Below are 17,407 nucleotides of genomic sequence, written 5' to 3' on the forward strand. Positions count from 1 at the left end.
ACGCCCCCAGCCCCTGTCCTGCCCCGGCGCTTGCAGAACCTTTGCAAGGCATCGCCTTATTCGAAATCTGCCTGATCCAGCAGCGTATAGGTGAACTTGTTGCCAAACGCGTCGCGCCCGGCTTCGCATTTCAGCAGAAACTCGGCAAAGTGACGCTGATCGGCGAATACCTGACACCCGGCGGAATAGATCGTATTCGCAGTGTCATCGTCACCGTTGTTTGGCCCCTTGTGCAGATTTATGCCGAACATCCCGCTTTGAGGATTAACAAGGTTCAGGTTTCCATCCCTGTTGTTGTCCCGAAACACGGTAACATTTCCCAGCCTTTGACACAGCGCCTTGTGGCCTCCGGGCCGGCCTCGTTTATGAATATCGATCTTGTAGCAGGACCGATATTGCCCCGGCGCCAGAATGGCCGTCCCATCCGGGTTTATCGGGTTCTTCAGGTAGTGATCGCTGGGATCGGCAGTCATCGGGTAATAGGCAATATCCCAAACGCCAAGAAACCGGTGGAACACCGTCATGACATCATCGAATTTCTTGGGTGAAACCGGGTGGGCGCGAATGCCCACTATGTTCAGGTTCCAATCGACAGTTGGGGTGTCGAAAACCACAAAACCCTTTTGGGACATGACATCCATAATCGCTTGCACAGAGGGTCTGAACATCTCTCAATTCTCCTTAAACAATGCGGCCATGTTACCACAGAAGTGACCGACCGTAAAAATCGCCCCCTTGGCTTGTCGCTGCGCGTGTAGGATTTTCGTTGCCTAACCCGTTGATCTCGTTCAAACTTGCTGAAACAAGAAACCATGATTGAGGTCCGGGCGTCCAAACCCTTTTTGATCGACAACAGATTTGCAGGACGAGAGGACGACATGAAAACACTGACCTATGGGCTGGCCTTTGCCATGCTGGCGACCCAGGCCCCGGCGCAACAGACGCTCAGCCTGGCATCTCCGATCCCGGACGGGGCGGAAACACGGTTTTGCTATTACAAGGGGCTGGCTTATTCACCGGATTCCTTCATCGTGATCTTTGGCGACAACACCGTGACTGACACGATCAACACGCGCGAGGAACGCCTGCTGCGATGTGTAAGCAGCGACAAGGGCACCATGCACTGGAAGCCACAAAGCACGTTTCAGGTCGGCCGCTAAGCCAGAAATATCACTGTCGCCCGGGGCTTCTTAGCCGGATCAGACTGCCATTCCGATCAGGGCGACACCCACGGCCATGAGCACCGCGGCCCCCAACCGTCGCGCCCGGTTGCCTTCCTTGAGGAATACGAACCCGATCAGTGCAGCAAAGATGACCGAAGTTTCCCGCAGCGCCGAAACCGCGCCCAGCGGTGCAAAATTCTTGGCGTACAGTACCAGACCATAAGCTGTCATCGATACCAGCCCGCCAAGAATGCCGATCATCCACACTTTGGCTGGCAGGTCTTTCAGGGTCGCACGTTTCCGCACCCCGACAAATCCGGCAATGAACAGGTGCAGAAACGCCCCCCACGCCCAATAGCTGAGCGTGTTGCCCGACAGCCGAACGCCGATCCCGTCAACGACCGAATAGATCGAAATGCAGAACCCGGTGCCCAGCGCAAACATCAGTGCGCTGCGCCCAACGCCCGAGCGCAGAGCTTTCCAACTGCTCAGCTGGATACCCACTCCAATCAGGGCGATACCGGTCCAGGCCTGAAAAGGCAGCACTTCTCCGACCAGGACCATTGCCCAAAGCGAAACCAGCGCCGGGACAATTCCACGGGCGATGGGGTAGACCACGCTCAGATCACCATGCTGATAGGCTTTTCCCAGCATGAAGTAATAACCGAAATGCACAACGGTCGAGAGCAGGATGTAAACAAAGCTCTCTGGGTTTGGCAGCGGCAGAGCCATCACCATGACCGCCGCAGGCAGCACTTGACCCAAAGCGACCAAACCCAGCATGGAAGTTCGATCCGCCGCTGTCTTCACGATAGCATTCCACACCGCGTGCAGCAAAGCAGCCGACAGAATAATAAGGACAACGAACAGGGTCATGTCCGGACCTTTCCCGCAGAGATTTCGCGCCAAAAGGGTCAACTGCCCCATTCAATTGGCGCCATGTCTGCAAAGGATGGATCGTTGTCAAGCCCGTTTCAGGTCACCTGGGTTGTCAGCCATGTCTCGATCTTCGAGGCCGGCCCTTCCCAACCCGGCTCCATGAACAGGAAATGCGCATGATCTTCGACCAGCAAAAAGGTTCCGCGATCCCCATAGCGCGTTGCCAGTGCGCGGCAGGTATCGGGGTTAACAGCCCTGTCTTCGGCACCCGAGACCACCAGAACCGGGCAGTCAACCTTGTCGAAATCAACCTTGATTGCATGATGGTCATCGAACATCCAAAAGAACATTTCAAACATCACGCGCCCGCTTTCCGCGCCCAATTGATCGAATACAGCGTGCTGCTGCGCCTCATCCATCTTGTTCAAAGCAAACGGGGCCATCAAATCAAACCCGACCCGCATCGGCTGCTTCCAGAATGGGCCGCCTTCCATCAAGGTGCGCGGTACAGCCCGTTCATCATCGGTTTCGGGTAAGGTGCCCCAAGGCGCGTTGGGATTGATCAGAACGATGGCACTGGCCAAACCACGAGACGCCACTTGTTGCGCCACCACCCCAGCAATGGCATGCCCCAAAATGACAGGTTTGCGGTCCAGTCCCTGTACAAAATCGGCGATGTCGTTGGTGTAGTCCATGACACTGGCATCGGTCAGACCCGGGTCGGGGTCCGCTTTCGGGTCACCGTCATGGTAACGCAAGGCAGGAACGTGAACCGTCCAACCTCGGTCCCGAAAGAAGGTCGCGTAATCCTGCATGCACCAAGGTCCGGCAAATGCTCCGTGGATAAGAACGATTTCTTTGGTCATCGAAGTCCCCCCTGCGCTGCCTACAGTATGGGGATATGGTAAGACGTTACAACTGCCCGTGATCCCTGTTGCAGGTCGAAGCACAGGTCCTAAGATTGGACGCATGAGTTTTGTGACCGACAATCAATTGCCCCTGCTGATCCTGTTCTTTGTCATCGGCTCAATCGGCACTGCCTTTCTGTTTCGCAAACCGGCAGGGCACCGGGCGTGGAAACTGGCTGATCTGGTATGGGTTGTGCTGGGTGGCATCGGGGCATTGGTCGCTGTCTTGGCCGGGCTTTACACCTCGGACAGCTCGCGACTGGACCGACAGATCGACGTGGCCTATGCCGCGACGCTGGCATTTGACAGGGATGCGGCCCGGTTCCGCCTGCGGTTCTGTGATCCGGCCTATGATCCGGATACCGCCGTATTATGCGAAAAAGTTGAGTTACTTTCAGCTTCGACCGCCAGCAACTCGGAACTGCCCCTGTTCATCGCGGTCACGAACGAAGTGGCCCCCCTACAGGGGCTTCACTTCCTGGTTGGGGGTCAGTCGAAGGACGAAAAGGACGAAATACGTGACATGGCCGCCAAAGCCGATGCCTTTGACATCGACCAGTTCCTAGTCTTCACATCACTGGACGAAAACACACAGACCGCCATTGACAACATGCGTCGCAAGGTTCCCGCGATTGCAGGCGACTATCTGATACTTGCGCAGAGCTACGATGACCTGATCGCGCAGGTCGGGAAGCTGAAAGAAGAATGGGAATACCTACAGGACAATGCTCATATTCTTGTCCTGCAAATCGTTGCCCTATGCCTTGTCAGTTTTGCGGCACCGTTTCGGTTGGGGAAATCCGTGGTCGAGTTGCGCACCACGCTCAGCGACGATACGTCTGCGCCAAAGCTTGCGGGTCAGCCCCAAGAAAGTAACGCAGAAGAGTCCACAGGTTCCGAGAACCGCGCCGAATCCAGCCCGCCCGCTCATACCGCTCCGCACTCGTAAAGGCGCGTGTGTTCAGAACAGTTACCTTTGGCAACGCGCGCACCAAAGCCACATCTTCCATCAACGGCTGGTCGGGAAACCCGCCTGCCGCTTGATAGGTGTGACGCGGAACCAGCAATCCCTGATCTCCGTAGGGCAATCCCAGCATCCTGCTGCGCAGATTGGCCCAGCCAGCCACCCAGGCCGGCGCGATCCCGCGCGCGCGGAACGCCAGTTGAAACGCAGCAGGTTTGGCTGAAGGCAGGTGGGCGCTGACGGTCTCGCTCCACCCCTTTTGCAGCACTGTATCCGCATGAAGAATCAGCAGCCAATCCCCTTTGGCCTGCGCGCACCCTCGGCGCAGCTGGCCGCCTCGGGATGGGGGGCCGGTCACGACCGTCGCACCGGCCTCTTCCGCAATATCCGGCGTGTGATCGGTTGAGCAGGCATCGCTGATGATCAATTCCCGGATCAACCCGGCATGCACCCCTTCCATCAAAGCCCCAAGACATTCGGGCAAAGCGTCGGCAGCGTTGAGGGTCGGGACTACGACGGTAATAGGCGCGGGCACGTCTGATAACCTCTGGTCTTGGCATCGGGACTTCCTATATCACGAGGTCTGAGGAAATGACGAGGACCAAGCCATGCCCACCCGCCGCATTCTGCGCCTGTCCGGCTCGGATACCGAAAGCTTTTTGCAGGATCTGATTACCAACGACATTAAGGGGTTGGACAACGGGCTGGTCTACGCTGCTCTGCTTACTCCGCAGGGAAAGTACCTGGCGGATTTCTTCCTGAAACGAAATGACGACAGAGTTCTTCTGGATGTGGCCGAACACCTTGCGGATGATCTGGTCAAACGTCTGACGATGTACAAGCTGCGAGCGGATGTGACGATCGAGGGAACCGATCTGAACCTGCAACGCGGCACCAAGGCTGCGCCGGAAACCGCCCTGCCCGATCCCCGCCACCCGGACATGGGCTGGCGCAGCTACTCCCCCGAACCCGAGGGCGATGATGGAACCGACTGGGATGCACTGCGCGTCCGGCACTGCATTCCCGAGTCAGGCATTGAACTGACCCCGGACAGTTACATCCTGGAATCTGGCTTCGAAGCGCTGAATGGCGTGGATTTCAAAAAAGGATGTTATGTCGGGCAGGAAGTGACCGCGCGCATGAAGCACAAAACCGAATTGCGCAAAGGTCTGCGACGCGTCGTTGTCCAGGGCTCGGCCCCGGTGGGGACCGAGGTCAGTGCAAATGGCAAACCTGTCGGAACATTGTACACACAGGCCGGCGGAAACGGGATCGCGTATCTGCGATTTGATCGTGCAGGCCCTGAGATGCAGGCCGGAGACGCCACAGTGCGCCTGGAGGACTGAGCCCACCTTGTTGCCAAATCGGCACGACCCGCGCATCAGCTTGTATCGAAAAGTTTGAACCCGTTGTCCTGCACTGCCAAAGTGCAGGCAAACAGGACGAACCGGATACCCGCATGTTTCGACTTTATTCCGCGATCTGGCGCGCCAGTGCGGGGCGGCAGATCATCCTCATCATGCTGTCCGTCGCAATTGCGGGCCTTGCCGCCGTGCCGCTTGAGTTTCAGCGCGACATCGTCAACCACCTGACATCCGACGATGTCGGGACCGAAAAACTGATCCAACTGGGCATCGGCATGATGGCCGTCATCCTGCTGAGCCTCGCCCTGAAATGGGTACTGGGCTATCGCGCCGGAACCTTGGGCGAAGACATGATCCGGCTGATCCGCCAACGCCTGCTTTGGCGTTCGACCGACCTGAAGGATTCAGACGAAGGCCTGCGCAAAGGCACCATGACCACCGCCATTTCAGCCGAAGCCGAAGAGTTGGGCAAGTTTGCCGGTGGAGCCTTTTCGGATCCGGTCGTTCAGATTGGAACGCTGATCAGCGTCATCGGCTATATCTCGTCCACGCAACCAGGTCTGGGGCTGATTGCGTTGTCAATGATCGTGCCGCAAATCATCATCGTTCTGGTCTCGCAGCGCAAAGTGAACACTTTCGTGGCGGAACGGGTTCGCATTCTGCGCGGTGCCACCGACCGACTGACGACCGAGGATATCGAAGCCGTCGAGCGGGATATCAACATCATGTTCGATGACATTTACGACACGCGGCGGCGGATGTTCCTGTGGAAACTTTCGGCAAAGTTCCTGCTGAGCGTGATCAACGGGGCCGGCACCGTCGGCATCCTGATGCTGGGGGGATATCTGGTCTTGCACGGCAAAACGGATGTGGGCACCGTGGTGGCCGCCACCAGTGGGCTCAGCCGCATTCAGGGACCCACTGCCTTTCTGATCGCATTCTATCGTCAGGTCAGCGCCAATCGTATCAAATACGAATTGATGCTGGAATTGTTCGGCCCGGATCCAACCCGCTATCGCTATCGACCCAACGCATAAGAAAAGACCGCGCGGCGGGTGCCTGCGCGGCCTGATACGTAACGTGACGAAACGTCACGCGCGTTCGGAGTATTCCATCGTTTCCGTGTTCACGACGATCATTTCGTCCTGGCCGATGAAGGGGGGAACCATGACTTTCACGCCATTGTCCAGCACCGCGGGCTTGAACGAGTTCGCCGCCGTTTGACCTTTTACCACCGGTTCGGTCTCGACGATTTTGCAGGTCACTTTCTGCGGCAGCGTCGCGTTCAGCGCCTCGCTTTCGTAGAACTCGACAACAATGGTCATGCCATCTTGCAGAAACGGACGGCGGTCACCCAGCAATTCTGCTGGTAATTCAATCTGTTCGTAGGTTTCTGAATCCATGAACACCAGCATTCCGTCGGATTCGTACAGAAATTGCTGATCCTTTTGCTCCAGACGCACGCGTTCGACTTTGTCCGCCGAGCGGAAGCGTTCGTTCAACTTCGAGCCATTGCGCAGGTTGCGCAGCTCCACCTGTGCAAAAGCTCCGCCTTTGCCCGGCTTTACATGGTCAACCTTGACCGCTGCCCACAGGCCACCGTTATGCTCAAGCACATTGCCGGGGCGAATTTCGTTCCCATTTATCTTGGGCATTACATAAATCCTTCACAAACGGTTGATGCATCAGTTGCGGTCCCTATATCTGGCGGGATCACACCTGACAAGACAACGACACCTAGTGCTGCAGGTGCAGCGAGCCATGCAAGTGACGCAACGCAACTATGCATTTTAGCTGTATCCGAATCGCACCTAATCGGTCATAAGGACCCTCACGCCGAAAATGCAAGAGCAAGAACAACAAGGAAGACGAGATGAGAGATTTCGTTGACGGCACTGCCTTTAACAATGAGCAAGGCAATCGTGCGCGCAAACTTTTCGCGGCCGTTGTCCTGGCTGCGCTTGATGATGCTATCGCCGATGACAAGAAATACGGCAATGGCCCCGAACAAATCGCCCGCTGGGCGCGTTCGCGCGATGGGCGCGAAGTTCTGTCCTGCGCAGGAATTGACCCGAACGAACGGGTTGTCAGCGGATTGATGGAATTCGTTGGACGCGGCGTCCGTACCTCGGTCGCCCTGTCGCGGGAAGAAAGCGAACGCCGCAACGCTGCACAGCAGGCCGAAGCTGCCTGAACCAAGGTAGATTTGGATTGAACAAACGCGCTCTGCCTATCAGAGCGCGTTTTTCTATGCCTGATCGTCAGGCATGAAGCCAACGGCTCAAAAGAACAACAACCATTGCCGCACCACCCAGAATTCAGCCGCCAGCATGGTTGCGAACAGGGCTTTGCCCCAAACCGGCAATCCACGCTGCCAAAGCAGAACATATGCAGCCAGACAAACAAAGGCTGACACCGGAGCCACCCACAAGGCATGATGGTCGCTGTCCCAATAGCTGACAGGGCTGTGGAACACCCAGTCGCTGATGGGCCAGAACTGTGGCCGTCCGTCGCCCGCATGAAGCAGGAAATCTGTCGCAAGATGCAACAGACCCGCCGCTGCACCGACAGCCAGAACATGCCAACCTCTCCAGACTGCCAGCAGGAATGTCAGCCCCCAGAGGATAAAGGAGTTGTCTATGGCGAATACGGTCTGCCACGCCGGGGAAAAGTAAAGCTGCCCGAAGACCACCTGCTCGGGGATGCCCAGAACAAACAGGGACACGCCCGCCATCACGTATAGGGACAGATCCGGCAATAACGCTCCCACGAGCGCGGCCCAGAGGATACGTCCTTGCGGCGGCCGGGCGAACACGGCAGCCCCGATCAAAAGATGCGCAGGCGTATTCATCCGGGGCTTTCCCTTTCGGCTCAAATCAGATCATCTGCGCCCAGACTTATAGGAGACAAGGCATGGTTCGCGCCATCATGATTCAAGGGACCGGCAGCAACGTCGGAAAATCGGTTCTGGTGGCGGGGCTGGCGCGCGCCTACACGCGCCGGGGCCTTCGGGTCGCGCCGTTCAAGCCGCAAAACATGTCGAACAATGCAGCCGTCACTGAAAACGGCGGCGAAATTGGCCGCGCGCAGGCCCTTCAGGCCCGTGCGGCAAAGCGGGCAACGCACACGGACATGAACCCTATTCTTCTCAAACCCGAGACGGATACCGGCGCGCAGATTATCGTTCAGGGACAGCGCGCTGGCACGATGAAGGCCGGTGACTATCGCAAGGACAAATCCAAGCTGCTAGGCGCAGCGCTGGAAAGCTTTGACAGGCTCTGCGCCGACGCTGATCTGGTTCTGATCGAGGGCGCTGGCAGCCCGGCTGAGACCAACCTGCGCAAAGGTGACATCGCCAATATGGGATTTGCCCGTGCAGCGGACATCCCTGTCGTTCTGGTCGGGGACATTCATCGTGGCGGGGTGATTGCACAGATCGTTGGTACTCAGGCCGTTCTGGACGAAGGCGACGTGGCGCAGATCAGGGGTTTTGCCATCAACCGCTTCAAGGGCGACGTGTCCCTGTTTGACGAAGGCCGTGATGATATCTCGGCCCGAACAGGCTGGCCCTGCCTTGGGGTCGTGCCCTGGTTTCACGACGCCTGGAAATTGCCGGCCGAAGACATGATGGACATCCGTTCCCATACCGGCGGCGCGTGCAAGGTCGTTGTGCCCCAACTGGAGCGTATGGCCAATTTCGACGATCTCGATCCGTTGTCTGCCGAGCCCGGCGTGAGCGTCGAGGTCATCCCCGGCGGGCGTCCCCTGCCCGGCGATGCGGATCTGGTTCTGCTTCCCGGCAGCAAGTCCACGATCGGAGACCTGAGCTATTTCCGTGCACAGGGCTGGGATATCGACCTGTATGCACATGTTCGCCGCGGTGGACATGTCCTAGGCTTGTGCGGCGGCTATCAGATGTTGGGCAAGACCATTTCCGATCCTGATGGCGTGGACGGCCGGCCGGGCAAAGTTGATGGATTGGGGTTGCTGAACGTCGATACCGTAATGGGCGGGCAGAAACAGGTCATCCTGCGTTCCGCCCATGCCCTGCCAGACCGAGAACCGGTCAGCGGATACGAAATCCACATGGGCCATACCGACGGCCCTGACCGCGCCCGCGCATGGCTCGAGATCGAAGGCAGACCAGAAGGCGCCACCAGCAGCAACGGCCGGGTCAAGGGCAGCTATCTGCACGGAATTTTCTCGTCAGACGCATTTCGTGCCCGCTATTTGTCAACGCTGGGCGTGACGTCGGACATTGCCTACGAAGACGGAGTCGAGCGGGCGCTCGATGATCTTGCCGATCATCTGGAGCGCCACATGAATCTTGACCTGATGCTGAGCCTGGCCCAGCCACCACAGCGTGGCTGAATCTTATCCCAGATCTTTCGCGGCGAGCGCGCGCGCGATTTCCCGCCGCACCATTTTGCGCACGTTTCGCGTGATCCGCTCGCCCATTGCGCCTTGCAATTCCTGGCGGACAACTTCCGCGATCAGCTCACGCAATGTTTCTTCATCCAAATCCGTTGTCGAAACGTCTTCAACGACTTCAGTGGCACGATCGGATTCAGCCGGTCGTCCCGCCCGGATGAACTCTGCGTTTTGTATCGAAGCGGACTCGGGCTGAGGATCGTCTGTATCTTCCTGATCAGTCAGAACGACGGTCCTTGCGGCCGCAAACTCCTCTTCGACGTTCCACGGTAGGGAATGCGTCGGTGTGCCGGAATAGGCGTCTGCGCTGTCGCCATCCGGCTCCCATTGATCCTCGGTTTGCGCAATCGCCGCTTCCAGCGCTTCGATCTTGGCACTCAGGCTGATCGCGGGATCATCGGTTGAGCCGGTTTCCGCGGAATGTCCCTCAGTCGCGTCATCCGCAGTGTTGGCAGGATCACCTGCCCTGACGATGTCGCAGGCACGCAGCAGCATCGGCTTGGCCGAGTCGGCAACATCAGCAGACGGCTTGGCGGGCGTGACCTCGGGCTGAGCAGGTTTGCTGATGCGCAGCGCGTCCGTCAGCACCAAACGCCCCGGCTTGCGCGTTGCACCCTGTTGATCCGAGGAGGATTTACCGCGACTGTCTTCACTGACCAGACGTTTGACCGAAGACAGAACGTCTTCGATCCCTGCTTTCACGACATTATCAGACATTGTTCTCTACCGCTCTATCGTTGGATCGAGTGTAGCCAAACAATCCGAGCCCTACAACAAATAGTATTGCCGGTTAGTCCCGACGCAACGCTTTGAGGACTCGATCCAGATCCTTGCTCTGTTTGCTGACACGCGCGGGGGCTTTCTTGACCAGATTATAGTACAAAGTCGGGTCATAAATCTGAACCGCCAGGCCAAGACGTTCTGCCGTCAAAAGGCCCTGCGCCTGCAACAGCTGATACGCTGCGCGCGATCGTTCCGTTCGCGACGCCACTTCGGCCAGCTGCGCGTCCAGCAAATCCTGCTGAGCATTCAGAACGTCCAAAGTGGTCCGGGCACCCAAGGTCGCTTCTTCCCTGATGCCGTCAAATGCAACCTGTGATGCACGAACCCGTTCCGTCGACGCCCTGAGGCTGGCACTGGCTGCCTGGAACGCTGCATACCGGTCCGTAACGCCCTGTGTGATATTCTTTTGTACGTTCAGAAGATTCGCACGAGACGCATCCCGGTTTGCCATAGCGCGCCGCACATTCGCGGCCAACCGGCCACCGGCGTAAATCGGCTGTGTAAAGTCCAGCGACACGGTCGCGTCATTCACATAGTCGTTGTTGTCATAGCTTTCACGCACACCCGCATCAGCATTCAAACTGACATTCGGCCCAAGGTTGGCCCGCTGCTGCTGTACAATCAGATCAAAAGCGCGGACTTGATGCTGCGCCGACAGAATCGCCGGGTGGTTGCGTTGCGCGAGGCTAATCGCTTCTGCCTCGCTCCGTGGAAGATTGGGCAGGCTGGGTTGACCGGCCGTCCTCCCTGGCGCCTTGCCGACCGCATTGACATACTCAGCCTGCGCAATGCTCAGTTCACCACGAGCGACCGCCAGATCAGCCTGAGAACTTGCCAACTGCGCCTCGGAAAGCGCCACGTCCGTACGCGTCACTTCGCCAACTTCGAAGCGATCATTTGATGCGCGAAGCTCTTCCGCCGAAACATCCACGTTGTTCTGGCGAATTGCGACTGTTTCTTCCTGTAGCAGCACGCCCAGGTAAGCATTTGCAGCGCGGATGAGCACCTGTTGCTCAATGTCGATCAAGGTTTGCCGGGTCGACAGAACCGTCTCCTGCGCCGATTGCTTGCCCAGAACCGAAGCGCCACCATCATACAGAAGCTGAGTTAGCCCCAGACCGGTGAAAAACCGGGACGGCTCGGTCGTTGTGACCACATTGCTGGTCCGAGACCGGGTATAATCCTGGCTGACCTGTACAGTCCAGTTGATGATCGGTCGCAACGCGGAAAGCGCGATCGCCACATCTTCATCTGCCGCGCGCAGCAGCGCCCGGTTCTGCTCCAGCAAGCCGCTTGTATTATACGCGCCGATGAAGGCGTCTGTTATGTTGTCAGCCCACGCCGGACGCCCTGGCATAACGCTGATGGCAAGTCCTGCGGTCACTGCGAATGCCCTGACCAGCTTGCCTGTCGCTGAACCACGCATACCGAAATCCTCTCAAACGAAATTACACTGCCCTGAAGGCAGTTTGCGGTCTTCTTTTCAACTAATCAAGGCGCCAGCAGAATCTATCGGCGAACTATAGCGAAAATGCACACTCCGCCGAAAAGCTCTCTAGTATCGGTGCACTGGCGTTGAACGCATCCCGCCAGCTGACCCGGCCTCCGGTCTTTCGACCGATCCGCACGGTTCCAAGATTGCCTTCAACAAACAGGCATGCAATCCGGCCATGTTCCTTGAGCTGATCCAACAGAGCGTCGGGAATCCGTTCAACACCGCCCTGCACCATGATCGCATCGTAAGGACCGTGCTCAGCCGCACCCTGATCCAAAGGACCGACGTGGATAATGGCATTGTCCACATCGGCCTCAGCCAACAGGCTTTGCGCCTCGGACGCCAGCGAGTCGTCGCTTTCCACACCAACGACCAACTGGGCCATACGCGCGGCAACCGCAGTGGAATACCCCGTCGCCGGAGCGATATCGAGAATCATCTCGTCGTTCGAAATGTTGAGCGCATCCAGCATTTTAGCAAGCGTTCTCGGCTCGAGCATACAGCGACCGTTGCCCAGATCGATCACACTGTCGGCATAGGCGGCCTCACGCTGTGCGTCAGGCACGAAGTTTTCGCGCGGGACGTTCAGCATCGCCTCAATGATCGGGAACTTTGTAACATCCGAAGGCCGGATTTGCGTATCAACCATAGTGCGGCGCCGGGCAGCGAAATCTGTCATAGGATCTCTCGAGTCATTCCCAAAGTTACCCGGCTTTTGCCACATCCTGAACTGCCCAGCAACGGCCCTGTTGACGCAACCCCCCTGCGCCTGCGCGTTTACGGTTGCGGGCTTCGGCAAATTTCAATCTCGTCGACAAAATTGCGCGCAATCCTCTGGACGCCCCTATGGAAAGCTGCTAAAACCCCACGCACACCACGGCAAGTATTTGATTTTGCTTGAAAAGGCGAGTTGGCGGAGTGGTGACGCAGCGGATTGCAAATCCGTGTACACCGGTTCGATTCCGGTACTCGCCTCCAATACCTCCAATGACTTACGGTACTTTGTCTTTCTTCGAGGTCCAGTATCCAACCAAAATTTGGATTTTTCGTGTTTCGATCTGGTTCTGTTCCATCCGACTGCGAGCATTCTTGGCATATGCCGCCAGCTTGCGTTCAGGCAACACCTCGCCGTACTTCCTTGGCATCTTCATCTCGAAATGATCAGAATTGGTGACCTGAACCATTGGTCCCAGCCATTTGGGTACAGACCTTTCTTGTAGTCAGATTGCGATCAGGGACGGCCAAGCAGGCCCATTGCGCGGTTCAGGCAGCCGCAGAATGGTGCCGCAAACAAAGCTGTCGGATTGTCTGTCGTCCATGGCTGGAATTGACCTGCCATTACCTATGCTGCTTCGACCTGGTTGGAACGGCATCGCGCCGGTACGAAACGTGCTGACTTCTTCATGCAATTTGTCCAATCCTTCTTTCTGACGCGTTCGTCAAATGGGGTTCCCGAAAGCATTGCTCACACAGCAGCCTTTGAGCAATTTTATGTCTCAACATCGCCAAAAAACGAAACTTCATGACAACTCGGGAAGGATGAACTAGGACTCTAACAAAGAAAAAGTTCTGGACGTATTGTGGAACACATTGCCTTTACCTTCGAGATGGGGGTCGTTTGCACCCTGCTGGCATTCACCGTTTTTCTGTTCGTTTCCGAGATCATAAGGATCGACCTTTCCGCCATATTGGTTCTGGTTCTCATAGGCTTGCTCAGCTACGCGCCCGGGCTGGGAAATCTGGCGGATGTCACCCTTCTGTTCGACGGCTTCGCATCCAATGCGGTCATCTCGATCATTGCGGTCATGATCGTCGGGGCCGGTCTGGACAAGACGGGGATCATGAACAAGGTGGCTGCCGTCATCCTCAAATACGGTGGCAAATCCGAAGGCAGGGTTGTACCAATCATTTCCGGCACCGTTGGCGTCATATCCTCGTTCATGCAGAATGTCGGCGCCGCTGCTCTGTTTCTGCCGGTTGTCAGCCGAATTTCCACACGGTCGGGCATACCGCTGTCGCGCCTGCTCATGCCGATGGGATTCTGCGCCATTTTGGGCGGCACCATGACGATGGTGGGGTCGTCTCCTCTTATCCTGCTGAACGATCTGATCCTGACGGCAAATGACAGTCTGCCGGCCTCTCAGAAAATGGAGCCCTTCGGCCTGTTCTCGGTCACGCCGATCGGTGCGGTTCTGATCCTGACGGGAATTGGATACTTTCTGCTGTTGGGACGCTGGGTTTTGCCCGAGGCTGAAGGGCCTGACAATACGGGTACCGGACAAGGGACACAGGAATACCTGCAAAGGGTCTATGGCCTCAAAGCCGATGTGTTCGAAGTCGTGGTGCCCGAGGACAGCCCCTTGGTCGGCGAGATTCTGGCCGACATCAACCACGAAAACCACCTGTACATCATTTCCACCTTCTATCGCGGCAAAACCTCGATGGTTCAGGTTTTGACAGCGGAAATTGCAGCGCCGTGTCGGCTGGCCATCGTCGGCCGCCGTTGGGAGGTCGAGAAGTTCGCCGAGAAATATGGGCTGACCGTTCTTCCGGATTTGGACATTTTCGTCGAAGAGTTCGCCCCAACCAATGCAGGCGTGGCCGAGGTGGTCATCACGCCCGACAGCAAGCTGATCGGCAAATGCCCCCGCGAGCTTTTGTTTCGCAAGACCTACGGGATGTCGCTGCTGGCCATTCACCGCGGCGAAGAGACGCTGAGCCATGTCGAGACCGAGGATCACGAATCCACTCAGATCGGGCTCGAAAAGTTTCAGGCGGGCGACATGCTTGTGGCACATACCAGATGGGACAACCTGATGCGGATCAAACGAGATCCGGATTTCGTCGTTGTGACGACGGACTTTCCTCAGGACGAGCTGCGGCCGCAAAAAGTCGGCTGGGCCCTGGCATTCTTCGCCATTTCGCTGTCGTTGATCCTGTTCACGGATGTCCGGCTTTCACTCTGTCTTCTTACCGGCGCGGTGGGCATGATGCTGACCCGTGTGCTCAGCGTGGACGAGGCATACCGCGCGGTCGGATGGAACACCGTATTCCTGCTCGCCTGCCTCATACCTTTGGGACAAGCCGTGCAGAACACAGGCACGGCCGCGTGGATCGCGCAGCAGATCATGATAATTCTGGACGGCTGGCCGCTCTGGTCGCTGCAAACCGGCATCGCCGTTCTGGCGACGGCCTTTTCTTTGGTCATGTCCAATGTGGGGGCCACAGTTCTGCTGGTGCCTCTGGCGGTATCGATTGCGGTGGCGGCGGGTGGAAACCCGGCCGTCTTTGCCCTGACGGTCGCCATATCGACCTCGAACAGCTTCATCATCCCAACCCATCAGGTAAACGCGTTGATCATGGGTCCGGCCGGATACAAGGTGATGGATTTCGTCCGCTCCGGCGGAATAATGACGGCGCTGTTTCTGGTCGTCTCGCTGCTCATGATAAACGTCATCTATTAGCGCAAGAGGATCCAGGGGGTTCGGTGGTCTTTACCCATCATCTGGACAGGTTCAGTCGATCAACAGTTCGCCACAGTCTACGCCCCTTGCTGAGATACCTTTCGTCGCCCGGCCCATCTCAGGCTGGGTCCCGGCACACCATGCCGCCCATCGGCGCCCACAGGTCGCTTTCCATGCCTCTGCATAATTGTTGCGCGCGACTCGCTTGACAAGCAGGCCAGCGGTGCCGCATGTCCCTTTCGTTGGTGTCGGTGACAGCCGATGAAAAGGGAATGCGTCAACGGTCTTGCCGCCAAACGCAGCCGCCCCCGCGACCGTGAACGGAGAGGATGCCCAATGCCACTGGCTCGAAAGCCGGGAAGGCGGGACATCCGACAGAGGCCCGCCTCTGGCATCCGCAAGCCGGGAGACCTGCCAACAACCGAAGTTGAAACCGGGCGGGGTGTTCCGGTGTCGGGTCCATGACCAATCGTGGCCCGCATGAAACCCCGTCCCCCGCGAAGAGGATTTGGGGGGATGAGAGACATGACCGAGACCGCACCAGTCGAGTTGCTGGTCTGTACCACCTGCCGTCGCGGCCTGCCTGTCGAAGATGACGCGCAACGCCCGGGCGCTTTGTTGCACAAGGCCCTGGAACAGGCAGACCTGCCCGACGGTGTCACCCTGAAAGCCGTTGAATGCCTGTCAAACTGCGATCAAGGCTGTTCGATCGTGTTGCGCGGGCCGGGCCGCTGGACCTTCGTGTATGAAAACCTGAACGAAACAGATCATGTCGACGTCATCGTCGACGGCGCGACCAAGTATCTGGCCACTGAAGATGGTTTGGTGAAATGGCGCGAACGCCCCGAACATTTTCGCAAGAACTGTGCCTCGCGCATTCCCCCCATTGGAGCCTGACATGTCGAACCTCGAAAAACTCCCCGTCACAGTGATCACCGGCTTTCTGGGCTCGGGCAAGACCACTTTGGTGCGTCACCTGATGCAGAACCCACAGGGCAAGCGCCTTGCTGTCGTGGTCAACGAGTTCGGCGATGTAGGCGTCGATGGCGACATCCTGAAATCCTGCGCCATTCCTGATTGCCCGGCGGAAAACATCATGGAACTGGCCAATGGCTGCATCTGCTGCACCGTGGCAGATGATTTCATTCCCACCATCGAGGCCCTGATGGCGTTGGAGCCGCGCCCGGATCATATCCTGATCGAAACCAGCGGTCTGGCCCTGCCGAAACCGCTGCTCAAGGCATTCGACTGGCCTGACATCCGCTCGAAGATCACCGTCGACGGCGTGATCGCCTTGGCCGATGCCGAGGCTGTGGCCGCAGGCCGTTTCGCGCCCAATGTCGAAGCGGTGGACGTCCAGCGCATGGCCGATGACTCGATCGACCACGAAACGCCCCTGTCCGAGGTGTTCGAGGATCAGATCTCGTGCGCCGACATCATCCTGCTGACCAAGCCCGACCTCGCCGGCCCCGAAGGCGTGGCCAAAGCGCGCGAGATCATCGCCGCCGAGGCGCCGCGCCCCCTGCCCGTCGTCGAAGTGGCCGAAGGTGCCGTGGACGTGCGCGTTGTGCTGGGTCTGGAAGCCGCCGCCGAGGATGACATGGACGCCCGCCCCTCGCATCACGACGGCCATCACGATCACGAGCATGACGATTTCGAAAGCATCATCGTCGAGCTGCCCGAGCAGACCGATCCGGCCCAACTGATCGCCAATATCGAACGCCTCGCCAATGAACTGAACATCCTGCGCGTCAAAGGGTATGCCGCCGTTCAGGGCAAACCCATGCGCCTGCTGGTTCAGGCGGTCGGCGCGCGGGTACGGCACCAGTATGACCGCCCGTGGGAACCCGGTGAAGACCGTCGTTCGCGTCTGGTCGTCATCGCCGAGCATGACGATATCAAAGAGGCGGAAATCCGCGAAATCCTCGTGGGTGTGCGTGAGGCTGCCGAGTAAGA

At 57.9% G+C, this 17,407-nt stretch carries 18 protein-coding genes, 1 tRNA gene and 1 riboswitch; of the genes, 9 read left to right on the forward strand and 10 right to left on the reverse strand.

Annotation, left to right across the window (positions count from 1 at the left end):
- Nucleotides 1-56: 56 nt before the first annotated feature.
- Nucleotides 57-668, reverse strand: coding sequence for a hypothetical protein (locus ACR0A2_RS05945; RefSeq protein WP_171170427.1), 612 nt, complete (start codon nt 666-668; stop codon nt 57-59).
- A gap of 210 nt (nt 669-878) precedes the next feature.
- On the opposite strand from ACR0A2_RS05945, the gene ACR0A2_RS05950 reads away from it, so the two are divergent.
- Nucleotides 879-1,160, forward strand: a complete 282-nt coding sequence (locus tag ACR0A2_RS05950; RefSeq protein WP_152457476.1) for a hypothetical protein — start codon at nt 879-881, stop codon at nt 1,158-1,160.
- Between the two features lie 39 nt (nt 1,161-1,199).
- Here ACR0A2_RS05950 and ACR0A2_RS05955 read toward each other — a convergent pair whose 3' ends face one another.
- The 3 genes from ACR0A2_RS05955 to ACR0A2_RS05965 form a co-directional block, all read right to left on the reverse strand.
- Nucleotides 1,200-2,039, reverse strand: coding sequence for an EamA family transporter (locus ACR0A2_RS05955; RefSeq protein WP_480834376.1), 840 nt, complete (start codon nt 2,037-2,039; stop codon nt 1,200-1,202).
- 98 nt (nt 2,040-2,137) lie between these two features.
- The gene (locus ACR0A2_RS05960) at nt 2,138-2,908 is read right to left on the reverse strand and encodes an alpha/beta hydrolase (protein ID WP_480834378.1); all 771 of its coding nucleotides are present in this window, start codon (nt 2,906-2,908) and stop codon (nt 2,138-2,140) included.
- A gap of 866 nt (nt 2,909-3,774) precedes the next feature.
- Complete coding sequence (locus tag ACR0A2_RS05965; RefSeq protein ID WP_480834379.1) at nt 3,775-4,449, reverse strand: TIGR04283 family arsenosugar biosynthesis glycosyltransferase; 675 nt, start codon at nt 4,447-4,449, stop codon at nt 3,775-3,777.
- 73 nt (nt 4,450-4,522) lie between these two features.
- Here ACR0A2_RS05965 and ygfZ point away from each other — a divergent pair, with 73 nt between their 5' ends.
- Both ygfZ and ACR0A2_RS05975 read left to right on the forward strand, forming a co-directional pair.
- Nucleotides 4,523-5,260, forward strand: a complete 738-nt coding sequence (ygfZ, locus tag ACR0A2_RS05970; RefSeq protein WP_480834381.1) for a CAF17-like 4Fe-4S cluster assembly/insertion protein YgfZ — start codon at nt 4,523-4,525, stop codon at nt 5,258-5,260.
- 113 nt (nt 5,261-5,373) lie between these two features.
- Nucleotides 5,374-6,315 carry an ABC transporter transmembrane domain-containing protein gene (locus ACR0A2_RS05975; RefSeq protein ID WP_171119462.1) on the forward strand — a complete coding sequence of 314 codons (942 nt, stop codon included), beginning with the start codon at nt 5,374-5,376 and terminating at the stop codon, nt 6,313-6,315.
- A gap of 54 nt (nt 6,316-6,369) precedes the next feature.
- On the opposite strand, the gene efp is transcribed toward ACR0A2_RS05975, so the two are convergent.
- A complete protein-coding gene (gene efp / locus ACR0A2_RS05980; RefSeq protein WP_152457470.1) occupies nt 6,370-6,933 on the reverse strand; it encodes an elongation factor P in 564 nt (187 codons plus the stop codon).
- Between the two features lie 218 nt (nt 6,934-7,151).
- Between efp and ACR0A2_RS05985 the strand changes: the two genes are divergently transcribed.
- Nucleotides 7,152-7,472, forward strand: a complete 321-nt coding sequence (locus tag ACR0A2_RS05985; protein ID WP_037310273.1) for a DUF6280 family protein — start codon at nt 7,152-7,154, stop codon at nt 7,470-7,472.
- An 87-nt stretch (nt 7,473-7,559) separates the two neighbouring features.
- Here the strand turns inward: ACR0A2_RS05985 and ACR0A2_RS05990 are convergent, their stop codons facing one another.
- Nucleotides 7,560-8,129, reverse strand: coding sequence for a cobalamin biosynthesis protein CobQ (locus ACR0A2_RS05990; RefSeq protein ID WP_480444656.1), 570 nt, complete (start codon nt 8,127-8,129; stop codon nt 7,560-7,562).
- A 62-nt stretch (nt 8,130-8,191) separates the two neighbouring features.
- On the opposite strand from ACR0A2_RS05990, the gene ACR0A2_RS05995 reads away from it, so the two are divergent.
- Nucleotides 8,192-9,649 (forward strand): cobyric acid synthase, encoded by a 1,458-nt coding sequence (locus tag ACR0A2_RS05995; protein ID WP_480834383.1) that lies wholly within the window; start codon nt 8,192-8,194, stop codon nt 9,647-9,649.
- 3 nt (nt 9,650-9,652) lie between these two features.
- Here ACR0A2_RS05995 and ACR0A2_RS06000 read toward each other — a convergent pair whose 3' ends face one another.
- The 3 genes from ACR0A2_RS06000 to ACR0A2_RS06010 form a co-directional block, all read right to left on the reverse strand.
- The gene (locus ACR0A2_RS06000; protein WP_480618757.1) at nt 9,653-10,426 is read right to left on the reverse strand and encodes a hypothetical protein; all 774 of its coding nucleotides are present in this window, start codon (nt 10,424-10,426) and stop codon (nt 9,653-9,655) included.
- Between the two features lie 73 nt (nt 10,427-10,499).
- Entirely contained in the window at nt 10,500-11,918 is a 1,419-nt protein-coding gene (locus ACR0A2_RS06005) for a TolC family outer membrane protein (protein WP_480444650.1), read from the reverse strand.
- Between the two features lie 94 nt (nt 11,919-12,012).
- Nucleotides 12,013-12,666 carry a protein-L-isoaspartate O-methyltransferase family protein gene (locus ACR0A2_RS06010; RefSeq protein WP_171228412.1) on the reverse strand — a complete coding sequence of 218 codons (654 nt, stop codon included), beginning with the start codon at nt 12,664-12,666 and terminating at the stop codon, nt 12,013-12,015.
- A gap of 225 nt (nt 12,667-12,891) precedes the next feature.
- Between ACR0A2_RS06010 and ACR0A2_RS06015 the strand changes: the two genes are divergently transcribed.
- Nucleotides 12,892-12,965: transfer RNA gene (locus ACR0A2_RS06015), tRNA-Cys, on the forward strand.
- Between the two features lie 14 nt (nt 12,966-12,979).
- On the opposite strand, the gene ACR0A2_RS06020 is transcribed toward ACR0A2_RS06015, so the two are convergent.
- Entirely contained in the window at nt 12,980-13,171 is a 192-nt protein-coding gene (locus tag ACR0A2_RS06020; protein ID WP_480618775.1) for a hypothetical protein, read from the reverse strand.
- Between the two features lie 423 nt (nt 13,172-13,594).
- On the opposite strand from ACR0A2_RS06020, the gene ACR0A2_RS06025 reads away from it, so the two are divergent.
- From ACR0A2_RS06025 to cobW, 3 genes are all read left to right on the forward strand, one after another.
- Nucleotides 13,595-15,451: an SLC13 family permease gene (locus ACR0A2_RS06025; RefSeq protein WP_171228874.1), complete on the forward strand. Its 1,857-nt coding sequence runs from the start codon at nt 13,595-13,597 to the stop codon at nt 15,449-15,451.
- A gap of 226 nt (nt 15,452-15,677) precedes the next feature.
- Nucleotides 15,678-15,884: riboswitch (cobalamin riboswitch) on the forward strand.
- Between the two features lie 92 nt (nt 15,885-15,976).
- Nucleotides 15,977-16,348, forward strand: a complete 372-nt coding sequence (locus tag ACR0A2_RS06030; RefSeq protein ID WP_152457464.1) for a DUF1636 family protein — start codon at nt 15,977-15,979, stop codon at nt 16,346-16,348.
- A gap of 1 nt (nt 16,349) precedes the next feature.
- On the forward strand, nt 16,350-17,405 hold the full coding sequence (gene cobW, locus ACR0A2_RS06035; protein ID WP_480834385.1) for a cobalamin biosynthesis protein CobW: 1,056 nt from the start codon (nt 16,350-16,352) through the stop codon (nt 17,403-17,405).
- Nucleotides 17,406-17,407: the final 2 nt, after the last annotated feature.

It is taken from the genome of Ruegeria sp. H8 (assembly GCF_056532905.1).

Excerpts from the sequence above, each read along its gene's own strand:
- ACR0A2_RS05950 (WP_152457476.1), top strand. The coding sequence starts at position 879 with ATGAAAACACTGACCTATGGGCTGGCCTTTGCCATGCTGGCGACCCAG.
- ACR0A2_RS06030 (WP_152457464.1), top strand. The coding sequence starts at position 15,977 with ATGACCGAGACCGCACCAGTCGAGTTGCTGGTCTGTACCACCTGCCGT.
- ACR0A2_RS06025 (WP_171228874.1), top strand. The coding sequence starts at position 13,595 with ATGGGGGTCGTTTGCACCCTGCTGGCATTCACCGTTTTTCTGTTCGTT.
- ACR0A2_RS05955 (WP_480834376.1), bottom strand. The coding sequence starts at position 2,039 with ATGACCCTGTTCGTTGTCCTTATTATTCTGTCGGCTGCTTTGCTGCAC.
- ACR0A2_RS05990 (WP_480444656.1), bottom strand. The coding sequence starts at position 8,129 with ATGAATACGCCTGCGCATCTTTTGATCGGGGCTGCCGTGTTCGCCCGG.
- ACR0A2_RS05945 (WP_171170427.1), bottom strand. The coding sequence starts at position 668 with ATGTTCAGACCCTCTGTGCAAGCGATTATGGATGTCATGTCCCAAAAG.
- ACR0A2_RS06010 (WP_171228412.1), bottom strand. The coding sequence starts at position 12,666 with ATGACAGATTTCGCTGCCCGGCGCCGCACTATGGTTGATACGCAAATC.
- efp (WP_152457470.1), bottom strand. The coding sequence starts at position 6,933 with ATGCCCAAGATAAATGGGAACGAAATTCGCCCCGGCAATGTGCTTGAG.
- ACR0A2_RS05975 (WP_171119462.1), top strand. The coding sequence starts at position 5,374 with ATGTTTCGACTTTATTCCGCGATCTGGCGCGCCAGTGCGGGGCGGCAG.
- ACR0A2_RS06020 (WP_480618775.1), bottom strand. The coding sequence starts at position 13,171 with ATGGTTCAGGTCACCAATTCTGATCATTTCGAGATGAAGATGCCAAGG.
- cobW (WP_480834385.1), top strand. The coding sequence starts at position 16,350 with ATGTCGAACCTCGAAAAACTCCCCGTCACAGTGATCACCGGCTTTCTG.
- ACR0A2_RS06005 (WP_480444650.1), bottom strand. The coding sequence starts at position 11,918 with ATGCGTGGTTCAGCGACAGGCAAGCTGGTCAGGGCATTCGCAGTGACC.
- ACR0A2_RS05995 (WP_480834383.1), top strand. The coding sequence starts at position 8,192 with ATGGTTCGCGCCATCATGATTCAAGGGACCGGCAGCAACGTCGGAAAA.
- ACR0A2_RS05960 (WP_480834378.1), bottom strand. The coding sequence starts at position 2,908 with ATGACCAAAGAAATCGTTCTTATCCACGGAGCATTTGCCGGACCTTGG.
- ACR0A2_RS06000 (WP_480618757.1), bottom strand. The coding sequence starts at position 10,426 with ATGTCTGATAATGTCGTGAAAGCAGGGATCGAAGACGTTCTGTCTTCG.
- ygfZ (WP_480834381.1), top strand. The coding sequence starts at position 4,523 with ATGCCCACCCGCCGCATTCTGCGCCTGTCCGGCTCGGATACCGAAAGC.
- ACR0A2_RS05985 (WP_037310273.1), top strand. The coding sequence starts at position 7,152 with ATGAGAGATTTCGTTGACGGCACTGCCTTTAACAATGAGCAAGGCAAT.